20 protein-coding genes are annotated in these 21,068 nt (G+C 74.1%); 12 read left to right on the forward strand and 8 right to left on the reverse strand.

The window, feature by feature from the left end; genetic code table 11:
- Nucleotides 1–39 precede the first annotated feature (39 nt).
- Together ABT158_RS17775 and ABT158_RS17780 are read right to left on the reverse strand one after the other, a co-directional pair.
- Nucleotides 40–2,016 carry an ATP-binding protein gene (locus ABT158_RS17775; RefSeq protein ID WP_352354440.1) on the reverse strand — a complete coding sequence of 659 codons (1,977 nt, stop codon included), beginning with the start codon at nt 2,014–2,016 and terminating at the stop codon, nt 40–42.
- Entirely contained in the window at nt 1,905–2,555 is a 651-nt protein-coding gene (locus ABT158_RS17780) for a LuxR C-terminal-related transcriptional regulator (protein ID WP_352354442.1), read from the reverse strand. Before ABT158_RS17780 ends, ABT158_RS17775 begins: the two co-directional genes overlap by 112 nt.
- A 97-nt stretch (nt 2,556–2,652) precedes the next feature.
- Here ABT158_RS17780 and ABT158_RS17785 point away from each other — a divergent pair, with 97 nt between their 5' ends.
- From ABT158_RS17785 to ABT158_RS17795, 3 genes are read left to right on the forward strand one after another with little or no spacing between them, the layout of a single operon-like run.
- Nucleotides 2,653–3,054 carry a rhodanese-like domain-containing protein gene (locus ABT158_RS17785; RefSeq protein WP_352354444.1) on the forward strand — a complete coding sequence of 134 codons (402 nt, stop codon included), beginning with the start codon at nt 2,653–2,655 and terminating at the stop codon, nt 3,052–3,054.
- Entirely contained in the window at nt 3,051–3,446 is a 396-nt protein-coding gene (locus ABT158_RS17790) for a hypothetical protein (protein ID WP_352354446.1), read from the forward strand. The genes ABT158_RS17785 and ABT158_RS17790 overlap by 4 nt, the downstream gene beginning before the upstream one ends.
- Nucleotides 3,447–3,454: 8 nt before the next feature.
- Nucleotides 3,455–3,712: a DUF3303 domain-containing protein gene (locus ABT158_RS17795; protein WP_352354448.1), complete on the forward strand. Its 258-nt coding sequence runs from the start codon at nt 3,455–3,457 to the stop codon at nt 3,710–3,712.
- 15 nt (nt 3,713–3,727) lie between these two features.
- Here the strand turns inward: ABT158_RS17795 and ABT158_RS17800 are convergent, their stop codons facing one another.
- Together ABT158_RS17800 and ABT158_RS17805 are read right to left on the reverse strand one after the other, a co-directional pair.
- Nucleotides 3,728–4,978, reverse strand: a complete 1,251-nt coding sequence (locus ABT158_RS17800) for a cryptochrome/photolyase family protein (protein ID WP_352354450.1) — start codon at nt 4,976–4,978, stop codon at nt 3,728–3,730.
- Nucleotides 4,979–5,022: 44 nt separating this feature from the next.
- Nucleotides 5,023–5,169, reverse strand: a complete 147-nt coding sequence (locus ABT158_RS17805) for a hypothetical protein (RefSeq protein ID WP_352354452.1) — start codon at nt 5,167–5,169, stop codon at nt 5,023–5,025.
- 116 nt (nt 5,170–5,285) lie between these two features.
- On the opposite strand from ABT158_RS17805, the gene ABT158_RS17810 reads away from it, so the two are divergent.
- The gene (locus ABT158_RS17810; RefSeq protein WP_352354454.1) at nt 5,286–6,761 is read left to right on the forward strand and encodes an SDR family oxidoreductase; all 1,476 of its coding nucleotides are present in this window, start codon (nt 5,286–5,288) and stop codon (nt 6,759–6,761) included.
- Between the two features lie 76 nt (nt 6,762–6,837).
- On the opposite strand, the gene ABT158_RS17815 is transcribed toward ABT158_RS17810, so the two are convergent.
- Together ABT158_RS17815 and ABT158_RS17820 are read right to left on the reverse strand one after the other, a co-directional pair.
- Entirely contained in the window at nt 6,838–7,359 is a 522-nt protein-coding gene (locus ABT158_RS17815) for a beta-class carbonic anhydrase (RefSeq protein WP_352354456.1), read from the reverse strand.
- 68 nt (nt 7,360–7,427) lie between these two features.
- Nucleotides 7,428–8,654 carry an MFS transporter gene (locus ABT158_RS17820; RefSeq protein WP_352354457.1) on the reverse strand — a complete coding sequence of 409 codons (1,227 nt, stop codon included), beginning with the start codon at nt 8,652–8,654 and terminating at the stop codon, nt 7,428–7,430.
- A 100-nt stretch (nt 8,655–8,754) separates the two neighbouring features.
- Here ABT158_RS17820 and ABT158_RS17825 point away from each other — a divergent pair, with 100 nt between their 5' ends.
- Entirely contained in the window at nt 8,755–9,840 is a 1,086-nt protein-coding gene (locus ABT158_RS17825; protein ID WP_352354458.1) for a DUF5937 family protein, read from the forward strand.
- Nucleotides 9,841–9,910: 70 nt separating this feature from the next.
- Complete coding sequence (locus ABT158_RS17830) at nt 9,911–10,966, forward strand: LLM class flavin-dependent oxidoreductase (protein ID WP_352354460.1); 1,056 nt, start codon at nt 9,911–9,913, stop codon at nt 10,964–10,966.
- Nucleotides 10,967–11,008: 42 nt separating this feature from the next.
- On the opposite strand, the gene ABT158_RS17835 is transcribed toward ABT158_RS17830, so the two are convergent.
- Nucleotides 11,009–12,232: a metal-dependent hydrolase family protein gene (locus tag ABT158_RS17835; protein ID WP_352354462.1), complete on the reverse strand. Its 1,224-nt coding sequence runs from the start codon at nt 12,230–12,232 to the stop codon at nt 11,009–11,011.
- A complete protein-coding gene (locus ABT158_RS17840; protein WP_352354464.1) occupies nt 12,229–13,671 on the reverse strand; it encodes an amidase family protein in 1,443 nt (480 codons plus the stop codon). The genes ABT158_RS17835 and ABT158_RS17840 overlap by 4 nt, the downstream gene beginning before the upstream one ends.
- 217 nt (nt 13,672–13,888) lie before the next feature.
- On the opposite strand from ABT158_RS17840, the gene ABT158_RS17845 reads away from it, so the two are divergent.
- The 6 genes from ABT158_RS17845 (at nt 13,889) to ABT158_RS17870 (ending at nt 21,067) form a co-directional block, all read left to right on the forward strand.
- Nucleotides 13,889–15,214, forward strand: coding sequence for an aminotransferase class I/II-fold pyridoxal phosphate-dependent enzyme (locus ABT158_RS17845; RefSeq protein ID WP_352354466.1), 1,326 nt, complete (start codon nt 13,889–13,891; stop codon nt 15,212–15,214).
- Nucleotides 15,208–16,035 carry a tryptophan 2,3-dioxygenase gene (locus ABT158_RS17850; protein ID WP_352354468.1) on the forward strand — a complete coding sequence of 276 codons (828 nt, stop codon included), beginning with the start codon at nt 15,208–15,210 and terminating at the stop codon, nt 16,033–16,035. The genes ABT158_RS17845 and ABT158_RS17850 overlap by 7 nt, the downstream gene beginning before the upstream one ends.
- Before the next feature lie 34 nt (nt 16,036–16,069).
- Nucleotides 16,070–16,465: a carboxymuconolactone decarboxylase family protein gene (locus ABT158_RS17855; protein WP_352354470.1), complete on the forward strand. Its 396-nt coding sequence runs from the start codon at nt 16,070–16,072 to the stop codon at nt 16,463–16,465.
- 252 nt (nt 16,466–16,717) lie between these two features.
- Entirely contained in the window at nt 16,718–18,172 is a 1,455-nt protein-coding gene (locus ABT158_RS17860) for a tryptophan 2,3-dioxygenase (protein WP_352354472.1), read from the forward strand.
- Nucleotides 18,173–18,230: 58 nt separating this feature from the next.
- On the forward strand, nt 18,231–19,634 hold the full coding sequence (locus ABT158_RS17865) for an aspartate aminotransferase family protein (RefSeq protein WP_352354474.1): 1,404 nt from the start codon (nt 18,231–18,233) through the stop codon (nt 19,632–19,634).
- Nucleotides 19,631–21,067 (forward strand): amidase family protein, encoded by a 1,437-nt coding sequence (locus tag ABT158_RS17870; RefSeq protein WP_352354476.1) that lies wholly within the window; start codon nt 19,631–19,633, stop codon nt 21,065–21,067. The genes ABT158_RS17865 and ABT158_RS17870 overlap by 4 nt, the downstream gene beginning before the upstream one ends.
- Nucleotide 21,068: the final 1 nt, after the last annotated feature.

Below are 21,068 nucleotides of genomic sequence, written 5' to 3' on the forward strand. Positions count from 1 at the left end.
CTGTCGGCGCGGCCGCCGCCGGACGCCGACGCCCGGGGCTCACCCGGTTCCCGTGTCCGCCGCCTTGAGGGCTTTGAGCAGTTCGGCGGGTGGCGTGCCGCGGCCGGCCGTGAGCGCGGCGGCGAAGGCCGTCGCGCCGAGCTCCGCGCGGAGCGCGCGCCGCAGCCGGCTGTCGCCCGGCCCGCCCGGCCCGCCCGGCCCGCCGGGACCGCCGGGGACATCGGGGCCGTCGGGGCCGGTGGGTGTCGCGGCGCCCAGCAACCAGGCCGAGCGGGTCGCGAAGCCGGCGGCGTGTTCGGTCTCGGCGAGCAGCCGCAGGCCGGTGGCGATCAGATGGTGGTCGTTGAGGGAGATCGCGGTGCCGGCGCCCTGGAGGAGATGGCGTCGCGCGCGCCGGTGGTCGCCGCGCGAGGCGGCCGCGCGGCCGAGCCCCAGACGGCAGTAGGTCGCGCAGCGAAGGTCTCCGATGCGGTGGAACTCCGGCAGGAGGTCGGTGAGGAGCGCCGTCGCCGCCCCCTGGTCGCCGCGGTGCTGGGTGAGGCGGGCCCGGTGGAGCTGGGCGTGCAGGCGTTCGTGGTCGCTGCCCGTGCTCAGGGCGAGGTCGAGCGCCTCGTCCAGGCAGGTCTCGGCCTCCGCCAGGCGGACCTCGTCGCGGATCAGGCGGCCCGCGAGGTGGTTGAGGCAGTTGGCGCGTTTCACGTGGTCGCCCAGGCGGCCGAACAGGGTCGCCGCGGCGCGGAGCCGGTCCACCGCGGTCGCGGTGTCGCCCGCCATGCTCCCGAGCACGGACAACGCCAGCGCGTGATGCCAGTCGTCGCCCAGCCGTTCGAAGACCGCGGCCGCGTCGTCGAGCGTCCGGGCCGCCGCGGCGTGCCCGCGCCGGTAGAGGGCCACCTGGCCGGCCGCCAGCGCGGCCGACGCCCGCTCCTCCTCGGTCGCGGCGTGCTCGGCCGCCCGGCGGGCCAGCTCCAGCGCCCTGTCGGTGTCCTGGTAGCAGAGCAGCAGGCAGGACGTGATCGCGGCGCGGACCCCCGCGGAGCCGTCCGGGAGCGGACGGTCGAGCAGCGCGTGCACCCAGGTGAACAGCTCGCCGCGGGCCCCGAGGATCTCCCATCCGGTGCCGATGCCGGTGAGCAGGCCCCAGGCCGCGGCGGTGTCGCCGGAGTCGAGGGCGCGGCCCATGGCCGTCCGCAGGTCGGTCCAGCGGTCGGCGAACCAGCGCAGGGCCGCCGGCTGGTTCTGGCCGCGCAACGCGGGGGCGAGCGACACGGCGTGCGTCAGATGGCGGCGGGCGTGGCGGTCGTGGATCTCCTCGCACTCCTGCCGTTCGGCCAGCCTGTTGCCGGCGAACTGGCGGACGCTGTCGAGCAGGCGGTAGCGCGTCTCCCCGCCCTGGCGCCGGGCGGAGATCAACGAGCGGTCCAGCAGGCGCGGGAAGAGCCGGGTGAGACCGGCGCCGGTGAGCGGCGGCGCGGCCAGCACCAGCGTCGCGGTGTCGTAGTCGAACTCGCCCGGGAACACCGAGCAGCGGTCCAGCAGCAGACGCTCGTCGCCGTCCAGCAGGTCGTAGCTCCACCGCAGGGCCTCCTCCAGGGTGCGGTGGCGGTTGGGCCGCGGCGCGTCGGTCAGCAGCGCGAACCGGTCGTCGAGCAGACGCAGCAGCTCGCCGGGCGAGGCGAACCGGGCACGCGCGGCGGCCAGTTCGATGGCCAGCGGCAACCCGTCGAGGCGGCGGCAGATCGTCGCGACCACCGCCGCGTCGGCCGGCGTGACGGTGAGGCCGGGCACGACGGCGGCCGCCCGGTCGGTGAACAGCCGGACGGCGGCGCTGTCCAGGATCTCGCCGGGACCGGCGCGCTCGCCGGGCACCGGCAGCGGCGGCACCTGGTAGACGACCTCGCCGCTCACCCGCAGCGGCCCATGGCTGGTCGCCAGCACGCGCAGCCCGCCGGCCGCCGCCAGCAGCCCGGCCAGCAGGGCCGCGACGGCGTCGGCGACGTGCTCGCAGTTGTCCACCAGCAGCCAGCACGGGCTCGCCCGGACCGCGGCGACGAGCTGCGGGCCGAGGTCCCGGCCGTCGCCGCCCGCCCCGAGCGCGTCGGCGAACGCCCGCTCGACCGGCCTGCCGGGCGCGGCCGAGGCCAGGTCGACCAGGACTGGGGAGCCGGCCCGGCCGCCTCGTGGGCCAGGCGCAGGGCGAGGCGCGTCTTGCCGATGCCCGCGGGCCCCGTCAGGGTCACCATGCGGCCGCCGGCGACCAGCCCGGCCAGGTCGCGGAGCTCGCGCTCCCTGCCGACGAACGACGACAACGGCCTGGGCAGGGCGTGCGCCCGACTCCGTAGCAGGGCAGCGCGCTCGACCAGGTCCCGCCTGGCCGGGTGGCCGAGCTTGCGCAGCAGGGACGACACGTGGCTCTCCACGGTCCGCTCGGACAGCCTGAGCCGGTCGGCGATCTCCCGGTTGGCCAGCCGGTCACCGACGAGCCAGAAGACCTCCGCCTCCCGCCTGGTGACCCCGGCGGACCGTAACGCCTCCGGCAGCGCGGCGTCCTTCATGAGGCGAATCATCCCCCAGAAAGCTCCGTACTGAGCACGGATGCGCCGGCTCCGAGCATGAGGTGTGATGGCGGAAGCCTCCTGAAAGGACCCGCGCATGGCAAGCTCCGTCGCCGAAATGATCGCGCACGCCCGCGCACAGGTGCGCAACCTGTCGGTCGCAGAGGTGGCCGAGGCCCTGGAGTCGGGCACGGTGACCCTCATCGACCTGCGCGAACCGGGCGAGGTGGCCCGCGACGGCAGGGTTCCCGGCTCCGTCCTCGCGCCGCGCGGCATGCTGGAGTTCTGGGCCGATCCGGCCAGCCCCTACCACCGGCCCGAGTTCGATCCCGCCGCCACGACCATCCTGTACTGCGCGTCAGGCGGCCGCTCCGCGCTCGCCGCGCTGGCGCTGCGGGAACTCGGCTACGCCGACGTCGCCCACCTCGACGGAGGGCTCAACGCCTGGAAGGAGCACGGCCGTCCCGTGACCCTCCAGGCGGAGGAGGACCGCCGGTGAACGGGGACGCGCTCGGCACGGCGTTCGCGCGGGCGCTGGCCGCCAAGGACCGCGACACGCTGCACGCCCTGCTCGGCGACCCGGTCGACTTCAAGGCGCTCACCCCCGGAGCCCACTGGGACGCCGACGACCCCGGCGAGGTCGTGGACCGGATCATCCTCGGCCAGTGGTTCGAACCCGGCGACGACATCGAACGTCTCCTGCACGTCGCCACCGGCCGCGTGGGCGACCGGGAACATCTCGCCTACCGCCTCCAGGTGCGTACCGGCGCCACCCGTCACCTGGTCGAACAGCAGGTCTACTACAGCGTCGCGGGCGAGCGCATCGCCTGGCTGCGTATCCTGTGCTCCGGCTTCCGGCCCGTCCCGGACGAGGAGCCGTCGGAGGACTGATGTTGTTCATGGTGATCGAACGATTCCGCGGCCAGGACGCCAAGGCCGTCTACCGGCGCTTCCGGGAGAAGGGCCGCATGACCGGCGAAGGCCTGGTGTTCGTCTCCAGCTGGGTGACGGCCGATCTGAGCCGCTGCTTCCAGCTCATGGAATGTGACGACGTCGCACTCCTGCAACGATGGGTCGCCGAGTGGTCGGACCTCGTCGAGTTCGAGATCGTGCCGGTGGCGCCCGGAGCCGCGACCGCCGCCGCCCTCGACGGCTGATCCGGACGTCGCCGGTCAGAGCATCGGACGCGGGTACCCGGCCGGGGGCGCGTCCAGCAACCACGGCTGGTGGACGTGGGCGGCGGGCACCCCGGCGAGCTCGGGCACGTAACGGCGCACGTAGTCGCCCGCCGGGTCGTACCGCTGGGCCTGGCGCAGCGGGTTGAAGCCGCGGTTGGGGCGCGTGTCGTTGCCGGTGCCGGCGATCCACTGCCAGTTGCCCGAGTTGTTGGCCACGTCGCCGTCGAGCAGGTGCTCGAAGAAGTGCCGGGCGCCGGCCCGCCAGTCGATCCCGAGGACCTTGACCAGGTAGGAGGCGACGATGAGACGGGCCCGGTTGTGCATCCAGCCCTCGGCCAGGAGCTGGCGCATGCCGGCGTCCACGACGGGCAGCCCGGTCATGCCCTCCCGCCACGCCTGCAGCGCGTCCTCGTCGTCGCGCCAGCGGTGGCCGCGGGGGCGGTAGTCGTCCCGGTTGATCCGCGGGAAGGCGTAGGTGACCTGGTGGTGGAAGTCGCGCCAGCACAGCTGGCGGACGAACGGCTCGCTGCCCGCGGCCAGGTGCGCCAGTTCCAGCGGCGACAGGCAGCCGAACCTCAGGTACGGGCTCAGCCGGGAGGTGCGGTCGCCGGCCAGGTCGTCGTGGCCGTCGGCGTACCCCGGCAGGGCGCGGCGGATCCACTGCCGGGCGCGGTCGCGGGCGGCGCTCTCGCCGCCGGGCACGGGTTCCGGCCGGGCCGGGCCCGGCAGCCGCCCGGCGTCGAGGTCGCGGGGCGTCGGCACGTGGCGGGGGGCCGCGAGCAGGGGACGGCGCCCGTGCCGGCTCCAGGCGCGCCAGTACGGCGTGAAGACCCGGTAGTGATCCCCGCCCCCGGACGGGGTGAGCGTGCCGGGCGGCACCACCGTGACCCCAGGGAAGAGCTCGTACGCGATCCGTTCGCGGGCCAGCCGGTCCTGCCTGCGCCTGGCCAGCCGGCTGACGTCGGCACTGGCGAAGACCGCCTCGGCTCCGGTTTCCTGGACGAGCTTCATGGTCTCGGTCACGACGTCGCCGTGCCGGACGACCAGGTCCCCGCCGCGTGCCCGCAAAGACGCCCGCAGGTCGGCCAGGCACTCCAGCAGGAAGCCGCGGCGGCGGCCGGCGGGGACGGTCTCGTCCAGCACGAACAGGGGGACCACGGCGCGGGCGCGCTCGCAGGCGGCCGTCAGGGCCGGGTGGTCGTGCACCCGCAGGTCCCTGTTGAGCAGGACGATCACCGTGTCCATCGACGGTCCCTTCACGACGAGACGAGCCGCGGTCGCGGGTCGTGTCACGACACGGCCGCGCGGGCCGGGCGGGTGCGGAGGCGGGCGTTGTGGTGGCCGCCGTGGTGGCCGCCGTCGTGCCGCGCCGGCTCGCCGAGCGGGCGGCTCGGCGCCGCCCCTCGCGGCCTGCCACGACCGTGCACCTCAGCCATGCCTCACAGATGCCCCGCCGGCCGCGCCCGCACGCGCGCGGCGGCCGTTCGGGTGGACGTGACGGCGACCGGCCCGCTCCGGCATGAGGCCCGGGGGACGGGGAAGGGGCGTAGACATGGCATTGTGCCTGGTGACCGGGGCGACGGGGTACATCGGCGGGCGGCTGGCGCCTGAGCTGCTGGCCGCCGGTCACGACGTGCGGTGCATGGTGCGCTCGGCCGGACGCCTGCGCGATCTGCCGTGGGCCGAACGGGTCGAGGCGGTCGAGGCCGACGCCACCGACGCCGAGCGCACGCGCCGGGCGCTGGACGGGGTGGACGTCGCGTACTACCTGATCCACGCGATGGGGACGAGCGGCCGGTTCGCCGAGCGGGACCGGCTGGCGGCGCGCACGTTCGCGGCCGCGGCGGCCGAGGCGGGGGTGCGGCGGATCGTCTATCTGGGCGGGTTGACGGCGGACGAGCGGCTCTCGCCGCACCTGTCGTCGCGGGCCGAGGTGGGGGAGATCTTCCTGCGCGGCGCGGTGCCGGCGGTGGTGCTGCGGGCCGCGGTGATCATCGGGTCGGGGTCGGCCTCGTTCGAGATGCTGCGTTACCTGACCGAGCGGTTGCCGGTGATGACGACGCCGCGCTGGGTGCGCAGCCGGACGCAGCCGATCGCGGTGCGGGACGTGCTGCGCTACCTGGTGGCGTGGGCGGATGTGCCGGGAACGGTCAACCGGGGGTTCGACATCGGCGGGCCTGACGTCCTCACGTATGCCGACATGATGCACGGCTATGCCGCGGTGGCCGGGCTGCCGCCGAGGTTGATCATTCCGGTGCCGCTGCTCACCCCCCGGCTGTCGAGCCTGTGGGTGGGGCTGGTCACGCCCGTCCCCGCGAGCATCGCGCGTCCGCTGGTGGAGTCGCTGCGCAACGAGGCCGTGTGCGGCGAGCACGACATCGCCCGGTACGTCCCCGACCCCGAGGGCGGGCTGGTCGGCTTCCGCCGGGCGGTGTCGCTGGCGCTGATGAAGATCAAGGAGGCCGACGTCGCCACGCGCTGGTCCTCGGCCTCCACGCCGGGCGCGCCGAGCGATCCGCTGCCCACCGATCCCGACTGGGCGGGCGGCAGCCTGTTCGTGGACGACCGCAGCCTGGCCGTGCAGGCCGGCCCGGAGGCGTTGTGGCAGGTGATCGAGGGCATCGGCGGTCGTAACGGCTGGTACTCGCTGCCGGTGGCGTGGCAGCTGCGGGGCCTGGCCGACCGGCTGGTGGGCGGGGTCGGGCTGCGGCGCGGCCGGCGCGATCCGGCCCGGCTGCGGGTGGGTGACTCGATCGACTTCTGGCGGGTGGAGGAGGTGCTGCCCGGACGGCTGCTGCGGCTGCGCGCCGAGATGCGGCTGCCCGGACTGGCCTGGCTGGAGCTCGGCGTCACCCGCTCCGGCGGCCGGACGATCTACACCCAACGTGCCATTTTTCATCCGCACGGACTGCTCGGCCACCTGTACTGGTGGGCGATCTCGCCCTTCCACGGCCTGATCTTCGGCCGGATGCCGGTCAACGTGGCCGCCGCGGCCCGACGCAGGGATCGGTCCGCGGCTACGAGCTGACCAGCGCCAGATCGAGCACGCCGATGCCGGCCGGGGTGCGCTCGGTCACGCGGCGGGGCACGCCGGATCCTCCCGATCAGTCGGACGAGCTGTGCGGACCGGCGTCCAGCTTGACCTCGTTCAGCCGGCCCGTGGTGACGTCGTAGACGAACCCGCGGACGGAGTCCTTGTGCGGGATGAACGGGTCGGCCTGGATGCGCCTGGCCGACTGGCGCACGTCCGCCTCCAGGTCCTGGAACGCCTCGGCGGACCAGTCGGGCTTGACGCCGACCTCCTGGTAGATGTCGTCCTTGAAGCCGTCGTCGGTGAAGGTGAGCATGCCGCAGTCGGTGTGGTGGATGAGGATGATCTCGCGGGTGCCCAGGAGGCGCTGGCTGATGGCCAGGCTGCGACGTTCGCCCGCGGTGACGACGCCGCCGGCGTTGCGGATCACGTGCGCGTCGCCCTCGCGCAGGCCGAGCAGGCCGTAGACGTTGAGCCGGGCGTCCATGCAGGCCACCACGGCCACACCCCGGGCGGGCGGCAGCGGCAGGTCGCCGGAGTCGAAGGCGGCGGCGTAGCGTTCGGAGTTGGCGATCAGCTGGTCGGTGACGCTCATGGGGGACGTCCTCCTGTCACGTGCCGGGACCCGCGGTCATAGTCCACATTCCCTACTGACTGTACATGTTATTGCCCCGCTGTGTAGCCCCCAGGCCGCCGGCGAACCCGGCGTTCGGCGACGGCGGAGGCGGACAGGAGGGTCGCGGTGGAGAGGGTGCCCCAGAGGGGAGCCGGGCCGTGGGCGGCGAGGGTGGTGATGACCGCCGGGGAGACGGCGAGGCCGAAGCCCGTGGAGAGCTGGAAGCGGGCGAGGGCGCGGCCCAGAAGATGGGCCGGCGCGAGGGCGGTGACGAGCGCCGTCGCGCTGCCGGCGTAGACGATCTCGCCGATGGTGCAGACCACGGACACCACGGCGACGGCCGGGGCGCCCCAGCCGGGCCCCAGGGAGGTGGCCGCGAGGAAGCCGAGGTAGGACGCGGCGAGCACCACGCCGGCGAGCGCCAGCACGGTCCGCCGGGGGAAGCGGGACAGCAGGACGGTCACCGGCACCTGCAAGGTGACCACCAGCACCGTGTTGGCCACGAAGACGGCCGCCGGCCACACCGGGGACGCGTGCATCTGCGTCACCAGGACCAGGGGCACCGCGATCTCGGGGACGTTGAGGCAGAAGACGTAGACCACGTTGGCGGCCAGCAGCGCGCGCATCCGGGGCACGGGCCCGCCGGGCACGTCCGTGGCCGGCGCGGCGGCCGGACGGGCACGCAGGCGCACCGACCACGCCAAGGCCGCCGCGGCGAGATAGGCGAGCCCCGTGACGGCCGCCATCGCCTGCAACGCGGCGGCGCCGCCCGCCAGGCACGCGGTGGCGAGCAGAGCGCCCACACCCAGGGCGGCGTTGCGCAGGGCACGGCCCGCCGCGAGGGCGGCGTCGCGTTCGCGGCCGTGGGCGACCGTGGCCACGAGGGCCGCGTGGGCGGCCGGCCACGCCTGGTTGCCGATGCCGAGGAAGAGCGCCGCCGTCGCGAACAGCCAGACGTGCCCCGCCGGGGCGGCCAGCAGCAGCGCCACGCCCAGCACCCGCACCAGCATCGACGCGGCCACGACCGTGCTGCGTGCGCCCCGGTCCAGCCACCGGCCGACGGCGGGCATGCACACCAGGCCCACGACGACGCCGGCCGTCATGGCGATGCCGGTGACCGGCGCGGACAGCCTCAGCACCGTCACCCCGTAGAGCAGCAGGAAGGGCCGCAGCAGGCCGGTGCCGAGCGCGTCCACGGCCAGGGCGACGGCGTAGCGGGGGCCTCCGGAGGCGCGGACGAGGGCGCGTGGCCGGATCTTGGTGGTGGATGCCATGGCGTCCACCATGCGTTCGGCCGCGCGGGGTGGCTCCGTCAGTTGACGGACACCGTCAATCGAGGCGGTCGCCGGCCGTCCGGCCAGGGATGATGGGGGGATGACGCTGAGGATCGACATCGGCGGCCTGCCGTCCGGGCGGCTGCGGTTCGCCGCCTCCCCGCTGGCCGAGCTGACCGCGATGCTGCACGTGCTGGCCGAACCCGGGCATCACCCGCAGCTCGCCGGCTGGGCCGGGGACGTCTGGGCGGGGCTGCGGCCGGAGCTGGCCGAGCGCCTGCGGGAGGCGGAGTTCCTCTGGCGTTCCTCACGGGCCGACTTCCTGGTCCCGGCGCGTCCCCGGCCGTCCCTCGCCGAGGAACTGGACGACGTCGACCGGATCGACGACGAGACCTACGTGACCGCCGCGCTCATCACCACGTGCGGCAGCAACCGGGTGCACTTCGCCGCGCCGTCGCCGCTCACCGACGCGACGGCGCGCGAACGGGCGCTGGACCTGGCCCAGGCCCGCGGCGCGCTCCAGGAGGCCTTCGCGGAACGGCTGCTCGCGGACCCGGCCGCCGTGCGGGCGCGGGTGCGCGACACCCTCGAACAGTGCGCCGAGGCGTTCTTCGACGCCGCCTGGACGGGCGTCGCCGCGCAACTGGCCACCGACCTGCGCCTGAAGAACGACCTGCTGAAGCGCCAGGGCATCGAGGCGGCGCTCGCGTCCGTCTCCGGCGCGGTCACCCTGGCGCCGGACGGCAACCGCATCGTCGTGGACAAGCTGCAGGACAACGCCACCACCGCCCACGGCACCGGGGTCACCTTCCTGCCCAGCGTCTTCGGCCGCCCGCACCTGGTGGTGGTCCACGCGCCCGGATGGCAGCCGGTGGTGCAGTACCCCGTGGCCGAGGCGGGCCCGTCGGAGCCGGTGTCGCTGGAAACGGTCACTTTGCGGCTGGAGGCGCTCGCGCATCCGGTGCGGCTGCGGCTGCTGCGCACCCTGGCCCGCGGCCCGCACACCACCGGCGAGCTGGCCCACGCCTGGGAGCTCTCGCCTCCGGAGGTCTCCCGCCACCTCGCCGTCCTGCGCCGCGCGGGCCTGCTCACGGCCCGGCGGCACGGCCGTTACGTCCGTTACACCGTCAATGTCCCCGATCTGACGGCGCTGGGCGCGGATCTGCTGACGGCCGTGCTGCGCTGAGCGGCTTCGGCTGTCAGGCTGAGGACGTTCGAGCCGATCCTTTCGTGAAGATCCTTTTCGTGGAGGTCTGATGCGCGCAGGCGTCGTGGTCGCCGCCCGGCCCGGTGTGGAGGATCTCGCCGTACGGGCCGAGGAGCTGGGACTGCACAGTTTCTGGGTCAACGACAGCCCGATGCTCCACGGCGACCCCTTCGTCGCCCTGGGGCTGTGCGCGAAGGCCACCAGCCGCATCAGGCTGGGCGTCGGCGTGACCTCACCGGCGCTGCGCTCGGCCCCCGCCGCCGCGAGCGGGCTGGCCAGCCTCAACGCCCTGGCGCCGGGCCGGATCGTCTGCGGGGTCGGCACCGGGAACACCGCCCGGCGCACGCTGGGCATGCGGCCGGCCTCGGTGGCGGCGATGGAGGACTTCACCGCCGCGCTGCAGGACCTGTGCGCCGGGCGGAGCGTCGAGTACCGCGAGGGCGACCGGGCCCGCGACGTCCGGTTCCTGCACGATGGGGCGCACGTGCACACGGACGACCCGATCGAGTTCGTCGTGGCCGCGCTGAGCGGGCCGAAGGCGGCCGCCGTCGCCGGCCGCCGCGGCACCGGCCTGATCTCCTTCGGCCTGCTCGACCCCGCCGCCTGGCGCGCCCTGCACGACGCCCGCCGCCGTGCCGCCCACGGCGCGCCCCGCGACCCCGCCTCCTACGTGGTCACCGCACTGCACGTCCTGGACCAGGACGAGGATCCCCACGGCGACGCGGCCAGGGACGCCACCGGCCACCTCGTCCTGTCGCTGCTGACCTTCGCCGCCGACACGGCCGCCGACACAGCCGCCTTCGCCGAGCGTCTCGGCCCCGGCGAACGCGAGGCCGTGCGGCGGCTCCTCGACCGGCGCGGCACCACCGCCACCGCACCCGACCGGCACACCAAGCTCTACCCCGGCTACCTCGGACGCATCGCGCCCGAGGATCGCGACCTGATCCTGCCCTCGCTGATGAACGCCCTGGCCCTGGTCGGCACCCGCGACGACCTCCGCGCCCGCATCGCCACCCTCGAACAGGCCGGCGTCGACGAACTGCTCATCCAGCCGGTGATCGACCCACCCACCGAGATGGCCCGGCTGGCCGGACTCCTCACCTGACAGAACCCGCCGCGCACGGGATCGAGCACGGCGAGCACCCCGTCACCGCCGCTCGCGCACCCGCCCGCCCTGGACGACGTGGGCGACCTCACCGATCGTCTCGATGTCGGCGAACGGATCCCCCGCGACGACGACGAGATCCCCGCGCGCACCGGGCCGCAGGACCCCGAGGTCGGCCCGGTCGAGCAGCCGCGCGGCCTGCGAGGTGGCGGCCCGGAGCGCGGCCAGGGGCGTCATCCCCTCCGACACCAGCACCGCGAACTCCCGCCAGCTGTCCTCGAACGGAACGGTCCCCGCGTCTGTGCCGAAGGCGACGGGGACCTGACCCGACAGCAGGCGGCGTGCGTTGCGCAGGATGTCGTCGGCCACCGGCGCCACCTTGTCCCTCGCGCCCGCCGGCTGGCCCGCCCAGAACCCCGGGTCGTCGAGATGGTCGACGTAGACGTGGCAGGCCCATCGGGTGGGCACGAGCGTCGTCCGGTGTTCCGCCATGAGGCGCAGGGTCTCGTCGGTGGCGAAGGTGCCGTGTTCCACGCTGCGGACGCCCGCGCGCACGGCCCGGCGGACGCCCTCGTCGAAGTGCGCGTGCGCGGCGGTGGGCAGGTTCAGGTCACGGGCCGCCGCCACCAGGGCGGTCATCTCCTCCTGGGTGTAGGCGACGGTGTCCGCCGCGTCCGCGGGGCTGACGAAGCCGCCGGTCGCGGCGAACTTGATCCAGTGGGCGCCCAGCCGGCGCTCGATCCTGACCTGGCGGACGATCTCGTCCACCCCGTCCGCGACGGCCGCCGCGCGGCCTCCGTAGGGCGGCTGCAATGTGGAGCGGGGATCGCCGTGGCCGCCCCGGGGGGAGATGATGTGGGGGGCCACGAGCATGCGCGGCCCCTCGATCAGCCCGGCCTCCACGGCGCGGGCCAGTTCCACCGTCACCGGGTCCGCGGCGGGGCAGCCCAGGTCACGGACGGTGGTGAAGCCGTGGGACAGCAGGGTCCGTAACGCGGGCAGCGCGTCGAGGGCCTGGCGGGAGGCGGGCGGGCCGCCCGTGCCGTCACCGGAGGCCACGTGCACGTGACAGTCGATGAGGCCGGGCAGCGCCGTCCCGGACGTCTCCAGGACGCGGGTCCCGCGCGGACGCTCCACGCGCGTGCCGGTCTCGACGATCCGGTCACCGCGCATGAGCACCTCGAAGGGGCGCAGGCAGTCGTCGCGCAGGCCGTCCCAGCCCTGCGCGGCGGTGACGAGGAGGTGCGGCTCGCCCGCGCCGGTCATCGGCCCGGGACCTTCGGGGGGAGGCCGGGACGGTGGGCGGTGGCCGGCTCCAGAACGGGCGGCGGCCAGATCTCCTCGTAGGCGCATCCCATCTGGAGCAGATGGGCGTCGGCGCCGGCCGGCGCGCACAGTTCGAGCCCGACGGGAAGCCCGTCCGCGGTCAGGCCCGCGGGCAGGCTCAGCGCGGGCAGGCCGAGGACGCCGGCCCAGTCGGTGTTCCGGATGAAGGTGGGGAAGGTGGGATGTTCCCGGCCGTCGATCACCACGGACTCCTCGCAGGCGAACGGCTGGGCGGGCAGCGGAGTGGTGGGATGGACGAGGGCGGACAGCCGGTGGGCGCGCTGGTGGTCCGACAGGGCGCCGGCCACACGGGAGAGGTTCGCGCACGCCGCCCGGTAGTCGGCGGCCGGCACGCGCGCCGGGCCCAGGGCGTCGTTCAATGCCGCCCGCACGCCGGGCGAGGCGATCTGGGCGAGCACCTGGTCGAGGGTGGGCGCGGCCGACGTCTGGGCCAGGTAGTAGGGGATCTCCCAGGCCGCCTCGTACAGGGCCACCGTCATGGCGTCGCGGGCGAGCGACGCGCCGGCGCCCGCCGGAAGATCGGCCTCGACCAGCACGGCGCCGGCCGCGCTCAGCTCCTCCAGGCGGCGTTCGGCCACCGCGGCCAGCGACGGCTCCAGCCCTTCCCAGAACGGCCGGCGGGGCACGCCCAGCCGCAGCCCCGCCCAGCGCACCGGTTCGGGCGCGGGGCCGGGCGCGGCCACGACGGAGTCGAGCAGCACGATGTCGCGCATGGTGCGGGTCAGGAAGCCGGCGGTGTCCCTGGTGCGGGAGAGCAGGACAAGGCCGCGCTGCGGATAGCGGCCCGCGGACGGACGGTAGCCGAACACGGCGCACAGGGCCGCCGGGATCCGCACGGAACCTCCGGTGTCGGTGCCGAGACCGGCCGGAGCCAGGAAGGCGGCCACGGCGGCGGCGCTGCCGCTGCTGCTGCCTCCGGCGAAGCGATCGGCGGCCCACGGGTTGCGGACGGGGCCGAAACCGGGATTGTTGCCGGTGATGCCGACGGCCAGCTCGTGCATGTTGGTCTTGCCGAGCGCCAGTGCGCCGGCGGCGCGCAGCCGCCGCCAGATCTCGGCGTCCCGCCCGGGACGATGGGCGCGCAGCGCCGGCGTGCCGGCGGTGGTGGGATGACCGGCGACGTCGATGTTGTCCTTGACCGCGACGAGGACGCCGTGCACAGGGCCGCGCCGGTCCGCCCTGTCGGCCTGCGCGGCGGCGTCGAGGACGGCGCGCTCGTCGCACGAGACGAACGCGCCGAGCGACTCCTCCGCGCATCGCCCGAGCAGGCATCGCGCGTATTCGGAAACGGATATGCGCCTGTCCCGGATCGCGTTGACGGCCGCCCGCGAACTCCAGGCGGCCACGTCGTCACACATGGGCGTTCACCTTTCAGGGGCGCCGAACGAGCCGGCCACGAACCAACGTAACACCTCCGGGCGGGACGGAATGTCGGGCCCGTGAACGAGAGTTCGCCGAGCATTCAGGAGGCTTTTGCGGCCGGTGTGATAAAAGCCGTGAAAAGTCTGTTGTTAATGCGCGAATATGCCGGGTAATGGTGCCGACCGACCGGAATCACCGGACGGCGGAGTTGACATGGGAACCGTTCTCGACGAGGTGACCGAGGATTCCTGGCTGCGCGGCCATTTCAAGGACGCCGAATGGGTGGCGGAATACCTGGACGCCGGCGCGCCGTCCGGCGACCCGATATACCTCAGCCTGGGGGAGACGTGGTCGGAGGCGCCTGAGGGGCTGGCCCGCCTGCTCGGCAGCGGGCTGCCGTCGTACGCGCACGGATACGTCATCTCCCAGTACGGCCTGCCCGCGCTGCAACGCCTGCTGCGCGGTTACGTCGCCCGGACCCACGCCCTGCCCGCCGGCTTCACCGCGGGCGCCGATTTCGAGGTCGCCGTCACGTGCTCGGGCACCAGGAACGCCATGTTCGACTACGGACGGCTGGTCCTGGCCGACGCGCCGCGCGCCGCGTCCCCCACCGTCATCGCCCCCGCCCCCGGCTGGGACTACCGGGGGGTGTTCGCCGGGCTGGGTTTCCGGATGACCTACCTGCCGCTGGCGGCCTCGCAGGGCTTCCAGCCCGCGCCGGAGGCCCTGCGCGAGGCGCTGGGACAGGCGGGCGATCCGCGGGGGGTCATCGTCGTCATCAACGCCCAGCACAATCCCACCGGCGTCAACTGGGACGAAGACCTCGTCGCCGACATGGTGCGCCTGACCGTCGAGGCGCGGGCGAACCTGCTCATCGACGACGCCTACTACGGGGTCACCGATCCGGGCGTCGCGCCCACCAGCGCCCTGCGGCTGCTCGCCGAACGGCTCGCCCGTCCAGGCGCCGGGGACCGGCCCGTCCGCTGGCTGGCCGTGCGCTCCCTGGGCAAACAGTTCAACTGCAACGGCTGGGGCATCGGGGTCGGCATCGCGCCGCCGCCGATCCTGGACAGACTCGTCAACGACTTCCAGCTCCAGCGCTCCTTCACCGCCGCGGTGCCGTTGCAGAACGCCATGGCGAGGTGGCTGGACGGCGGCGAGTCCGAGGAGTACCTGCGGGCGTTCCGGCAAGGCTGCGCCGACAAGCGGGCATGGGCGGCCGGCTTCCTCCGGCAGGAGCTCGGCTGTCCCGCCGAGGCGCTCTGCCCGGGAAACTGCACCAGCTACTTCCTGTTCCGGGTGCCGCCGCCGTACGCGGCGGACGCGCGCGACGGCGTCACCCGGTTCCGCCGCGACTGCCTGCGCCGCGCCGGGGTGCTGCTGGGCGCCGGCACCATGACCCCGCAGGCGGCGCCCGAGGAGGGGCAGGCCATGGCCGTCCCCTACGTGCGGATGTTCCTCGGCCCGCCGATGAGCAGCGTCGAGACCGCGCTGCACCGGCTGGCGGAGGCCGGGACGAACTGGGAGCGGTCATGCTGAGACGTCGCCGGCGCGCCACCGCGCCCGCCGGCCTGACCTACGAGAACTACCTCTGCCTGGACCGGCTGCTCGGCGCCCAGCGCCCGATCGCGGAGCCGCCGCACCACGACGAGCTGCTGTTCATCGTGCAGCACCAGACGACCGAGCTGTGGGTGAAGCTGATCCTGCACGAGCTCGACGACGCGATCCGCGAACTCCGGCACGACCGGCTCCGCTCGGCGTTCCGCTCCCTCGACCGGATCTTCGTGATCCAGCGGCAGCTCATCGAGCAATGGTCGGTCATCGCCACCCTGAAACCCGACCGTTTCGCCGAGTTCCGCCCGGTGCTCGGGGACGCCACCGGCTTCCAGTCCGTCCAGCTCCGGATGCTGGAGTTCCGGCTCGGCGACAAGCGTCCCGAACTGGTCGAGGAGTACGACGGGTCCGTCCGGCAGGACGCGCTGCGCGCGGCGATCGCGCAGCCGACGGTGTACGACGAGTTCATCCGGTTCCTGCACCGGGCAGGGCATCCTGTCCCCGCCCGCCACCTCGACCGCACCCACAGCTGTCACGAGGAGCCCGACCAGGAGATCGTCGCCGTGCTCCGCCGCGTCTACGAGGACCAGCGGGCCCACGCCGCCGAGTACGAGATGGCCGAACGCCTGGTGGAGCTGGAGGAGCGGCATCAGATGTGGCGGTTCCGCCACATGCGCACCGTGCGGCGCGTCATCGGCGACAAGCGGGGGACCGGCGGCTCCCGCGGCGTGCCGTACCTGGCCTCCCTGGTCGACCGGCCGCTCTTCCCCGAGATCTACGCCGCCCGCACCGTTCTCGACCCCTGACCGGCACCACACCCACGCGCCCAGGAGCCCCGCCATGAGCGACCGACCGCAGGACCCGCGCCGCCAGCGCGGCCTGGAACTGATGAACGAGATCGACCCCGCCGACGGCGGGCGCATGCTCGACGAGTTCGCCACCATCGCCCCCGATCTCGGACGGTTCCTGGTCGAGTTCGCCTTCGCCGACATCTACAGCAGATCCGTGCTGTCGCTGCGCGAACGGCAGTTCGTCCGGCTCGCCGCCCTGGCCGCGATGGGCGTCGGCGGCGCGCCGATGCGGGCGAACATCAACTCCGCGCTGAACGTCGGCGTCCCGGTCTCCGACATCGCCGAGACGTTCATCCAGTGCCTGCCCTACGCGGGCTTCCCGCGGGTCATCACCGCGATGGAACAGCTCAAGGCCATCGTGGAGGAGCGTCCGGACCAGGACTGACCCGACCGGCACACCGGCGTACGGAACGGCCGGGGGCGCAGTGACCTGCGCCTTGCCGCTCCATGTGCCGGCGCGACGTCGCGGGTCCCCGTTCCGCCATCCTGACCTGCGCCTTACCCGGTCCTGACGTCCGGCCCACATCGAGTCCGACCGGCGTTCGCGGCATGGGGGGACGGGTAGGAGGCGGCGCCTGCCGGAAGGAACCTTCCGGCGCGGCGTCCCGCACGTCGACTCCATGACCAAGGAGTTCCCATGAAGCTGGAGCGAGCCTCCGCGGCGGAGGCCGCCGCGATCCTGCCGTGGTTCGAGGACTATCTCACCCGTCCGCACCCGGAACTGGGCCGGGACAACGCGGTGTGTCCCTTCGTCCGCTCGGCCCTGGACGCGGGGACCGTCACGATCGAGGTGGCCGCGCTGGAGGAGGGAGAGGGCCTGGACGAGCTGTGCGCCGCGATGCGCGCCCAGGCCAGGCGGTTCGCCAGGCGGCGGCCGCCCGAGGGCAAGGAGGGTCTGGCCACGCTGGTCACCTTGGTGCGGGGCCTGCCCGAGCACCGTACGCCGCTGCTGGACGAAGCGCATCGGCGGGTCAAAGGGGACGTGGTGGCGGACGGGCTCATGATCGGCCAGTTCCATCCGGGCTGCCCGGAACCGGCCGCCCGCAACCCCGGGTTCGCGGTCTCGCGCGCGCCGCGCCCGCTGTTCGCGATCCGCCGCATGGCCCTGCACGACATCCTGTTCCTGCACGCCGATCCGGCGACCTTCGCCGCGTACCAGGAGCGTTTCGCCGGCCGGTACCGCGACGACGCCGCGCACGTCGATCCACGTTTCGCCGAGCTCTACCGGGCCGCGGCCCAAGGGCCGGGGACGACAGCGACCAGGACGCCGTACATCGATTACCAGAGCATCGACGTGCTGCTGTCGTTGCAGCACCCGCACACCCGCCAACCGGCCGAGATGTCGTTCTATCTGGTGGGCCAGGTCAAGGAACTGCTGTTCAAGCTGGTGTACGAGGAGGCCTGCGCCGCCCGGCTGGCCTTGGTCGAGGACCGCGTGGACGACGCGACCTGGGCCCTGCGGCGCGTGTGCCGGACCATCGACCTGCTGGCCTACGCCTGGTCGGTGCTGGAGACGATCTCACCGCCGGAGTTCGGCGCCTTCCGCGGCGAACTGGACGGCGCCTCCGGGATCGACTCCTACATGTACCGCATGGTGGAGTTCGTGCTCGGCCACAAGTCCGAGCAGATGGCGCGCCGGCACGCCGGGGTGCCGGGCGTGGCGGAGCAGGTCTACCGGGCTCTTCGCCAGACCAGCCTCTACGACGAGGCGACCGCCCTGCTGGCCAGGCGCGGGACGGGAATCGGTGTGCCCGGCCGTCCCGGCGAGCTCGGCGGCGAGGCGTTGCGCGCGGCATGGGCCGCCCTCTACCGCGACCGCGGGCCGGACGACGACCTGTTCCGGCTGGCCGAGGCGCTGACGGACGTGGCCGCCGCCTTCGGCAGATGGCGCTCGTGGCACCTGCTGACCGTCGAGCGCACCATCGGCGGCGTGCCCGGCACCGGTGGCACGGCAGGTGTGGGCTGGCTGCGCCGCAGCGTCCAGCACCGCTTCTTCCCCGAGCTGTGGCAGGCCAGGTCCGACCTCGGGCCGGACGACGCCCGGCCGGCACCGAACCCCGAGCGCTGCCCCGCCGCCCGCGACAAGGGCTGACCCGCGCCCCCGCACCGCATCCCGTCCTGCCGAACCGCCATCGAACGGAGAAAAGACCATGTCCGACGCCGACCATGTGGCCCAGGCCATCCTCGACGACTACGCCGCCCGCAGCCCCTCCTCACGGGCCGCCTTCCGAACGGCGGCGGAGGTGCTGCCCGGCGGCGACACGCGCTCGATGATCACCTACACGCCGTACCCGCTGTACTTCGACGAGGGCGAGGGCGCCCACGTCAAGGACGTGGACGGCAACCGGTACCTCGACGTGCTGTCCAACTACGGCGCGCTGGTCCACGGGCACAACCATCCCGCCCTGGTGGCCGCCGTGCGGGAGCAGGTCGGCCGGGGCACCGCGCCCGGCGGCCCCAGTCTGCTGCAGATCCGGCACGCCGAGCGGCTGTGCGCCCGGGTCCCCGCGCTGGAACGCCTGCGTTACTGCAACTCCGGCACGGAGGCGACGATGTGGGCCATCCGCACGGCACGCGCCTTCACCGGCCGCGACCTCATCGTCAAGATCGACGGCGGCTACCACGGCACCCACGACTGGGGCCATGTCAGCGCCTTCATCACCTCCGGTCCGCGGTTCCCGCAGCGGCTGCCCGGCCTGCCCGACGCCCGCCTGGCCCAAGGCGTGCCGCGCGCGGTGCTGGAGTGCGTGGTGACCGTTCCGTTCAACGACCTCGACGCCGTGCGCAGGGTGCTGCGCGAATGCCGCGGTGAGGTGGCGGGCGTGCTGGTCGAGCCGATGCTCGGCGTGGGCGGCGGGGTGCCCGCCGAGCCCGGATACCTGGAGGGCCTGCGGACGGCCACCGAACAGGAGGGCGCGCTGCTCATCCTGGACGAGTGCGCCACCTTCCGCATCGGCCCGTGGCAGGTCCGCCACGACCTGCGGCCCGACCTCACCACCTTCAGCAAGATCATCGGCGGTGGGCTGCCGATCGGCGTGTTCGGCGGCCGGGCCGACGTCATGGCGATCTTCGACCCGTCCGGGCCGGACCCCGTCTACCACGCGAGCGCGTTCGGGGCCAACAACCTCTCGCTGGCCGCCGGCATCGCCGCGCTCGACCATTTCGGCCCCGACGACATCGACCGGCTCAACGCCATGGGCGGACGGCTGCGTGCCCTGCTGGACGATGCCGCCCGTGAGCGCGGCATCGCGGGCCACGCCATGGGAGCGGGCTCGCTCGGCTACTTCCACTTCGGCGCCGACCGGCCCCGTGATGCCGCCGCGACGGCCGCCCTGCGGCACGGACGGGAGGACCTGCGTGCCCTGCTCCACCTGCACCTGCTCAACCAGGGATTCCTCACCGCCCGGCACGGCCTGTTGTGCCTGAGCCTGCCGATGGACGACGCGGACGTGACCGCCTTCGCCGCCGCCTTCGCCCACGCCCTCGACACGTTGCGCCCCTACCTGGCCGAGCGCCATCCGGATCTCCTGGCGCCTGCTCCGGCGATGCCATGAGCCGGCCCGCCCGCTCGCTCACGCTGACCGCGCGACTGCTGCGCGAGGGCCGTGTGAGCTGCGAGGAACACGCACGCGACGTTCTGGACCGGTGTGCCGAGCACGCCTCGTGCAACGCCTTCGTCACCCTGGACGCCGACCGCCTGCTGACCGCGGCGCGGGCCGCCGATCGCGCGGATCCCGCCCGCCGTCCCCTGCACGGCGTCCCGCTCGCCGTCAAGGACAACATCGACGTCGCCCCCCTGCCCACCACCGCCGGTACTCCGGCTCTGAGGCATCATCGGCCCGGCCGTTCGGCGGAGGTCTGGCGGCGTCTGGCCGGTGCCGGTGCCCTGGCCCTGGGCAAGACCGGCATGCACGAGCTCGCCTACGGCGTCACCGGCCAGAACGCCGCCTTCGGCACCGTGGGCAACCCGGTCGTCCCCGGCCACATCTGCGGCGGCAGCAGCTCGGGAACGGCCGCGGCCGTCGCCGCCGGGCTCGCCCCGGCGGGACTCGGCACGGACACCGGCGGCTCGGTCCGCATCCCGGCGGCGCTCTGCGGCCTGGTCGGCATGCGTCCGACCACCGGTCGCTATCCGGCCGCCGGAGTCCTGCGCATCTCCCGGACCCGGGACACCGTCGGAGTCATCGCCACAGACCTGGCGGACGTCGCCTTCCTCGACGGCCTCCTGGCCGCGGACCCGGCAGAGCGGTACGCGGACCCGCGGGCACCGTCGCCCCGGCCTGACGGGCGGCTCCGGCTCCTGCTGCCACGGCCGGCCTGGACGGGGCTGGACCCCCGGGTGGCCGCCGTGGCCGCCGGCCGCCTGCGGGAGCTGCGGTGCGCCGGAGCCGACCTCGTGCAGGTCGACCTGCCCGGCCCGGCCGACCTGCTGGGCGAGGCGGCACTGCCGGTGCCGCTGCACGAGACCTGGCACGAGCTGGCCTGCTACCTGGCCCGGTGCGAGACCTGCCGCGACCCCGGCGAACTGATCCGCCGGATCGCCAGCCCGGACGTGGCCGACGTGCTCGCTCCACTGCTGCACGGCCCAGTGGTCCCCGACGAGCGCTACCGGCACGCGCTGCGCGTTCAGGACGACCTCGCCGGCGCCGCCGTCGGCCTGCTGCGCGAGCATCGGGCCGACGCCTTCCTGTCGCCCACGACCATCCTGCCCGCCGCGCCCGCGGACGTCGGCGCCGAGGTCAGCGTGCTCGGCCGGCCCGAGCCGGTCTTCCTCTCCTACATCCGCAACACCGCCTTCGCAGCGGTCGTGGGCTGGCCGTCGATCAGCCTGCCCGCCGGTACGACCCCCGAAGGGCTGCCCGTCGGGCTGCTCCTCGACACCCCGCCCCATACCGACAGATTTCTGCTCGCACTGGCCGCGCGATGCGCCCGGACCTGGCGTTCCTCCGCCGACCCGGCCGGCGGCCCCGCCCACCACGACCCTTGAG

It is taken from the genome of Nonomuraea sp. NPDC001636 (genome assembly GCF_040298265.1).
Classification (GTDB): Bacteria; Actinomycetota; Actinomycetes; order Streptosporangiales; family Streptosporangiaceae; genus Nonomuraea.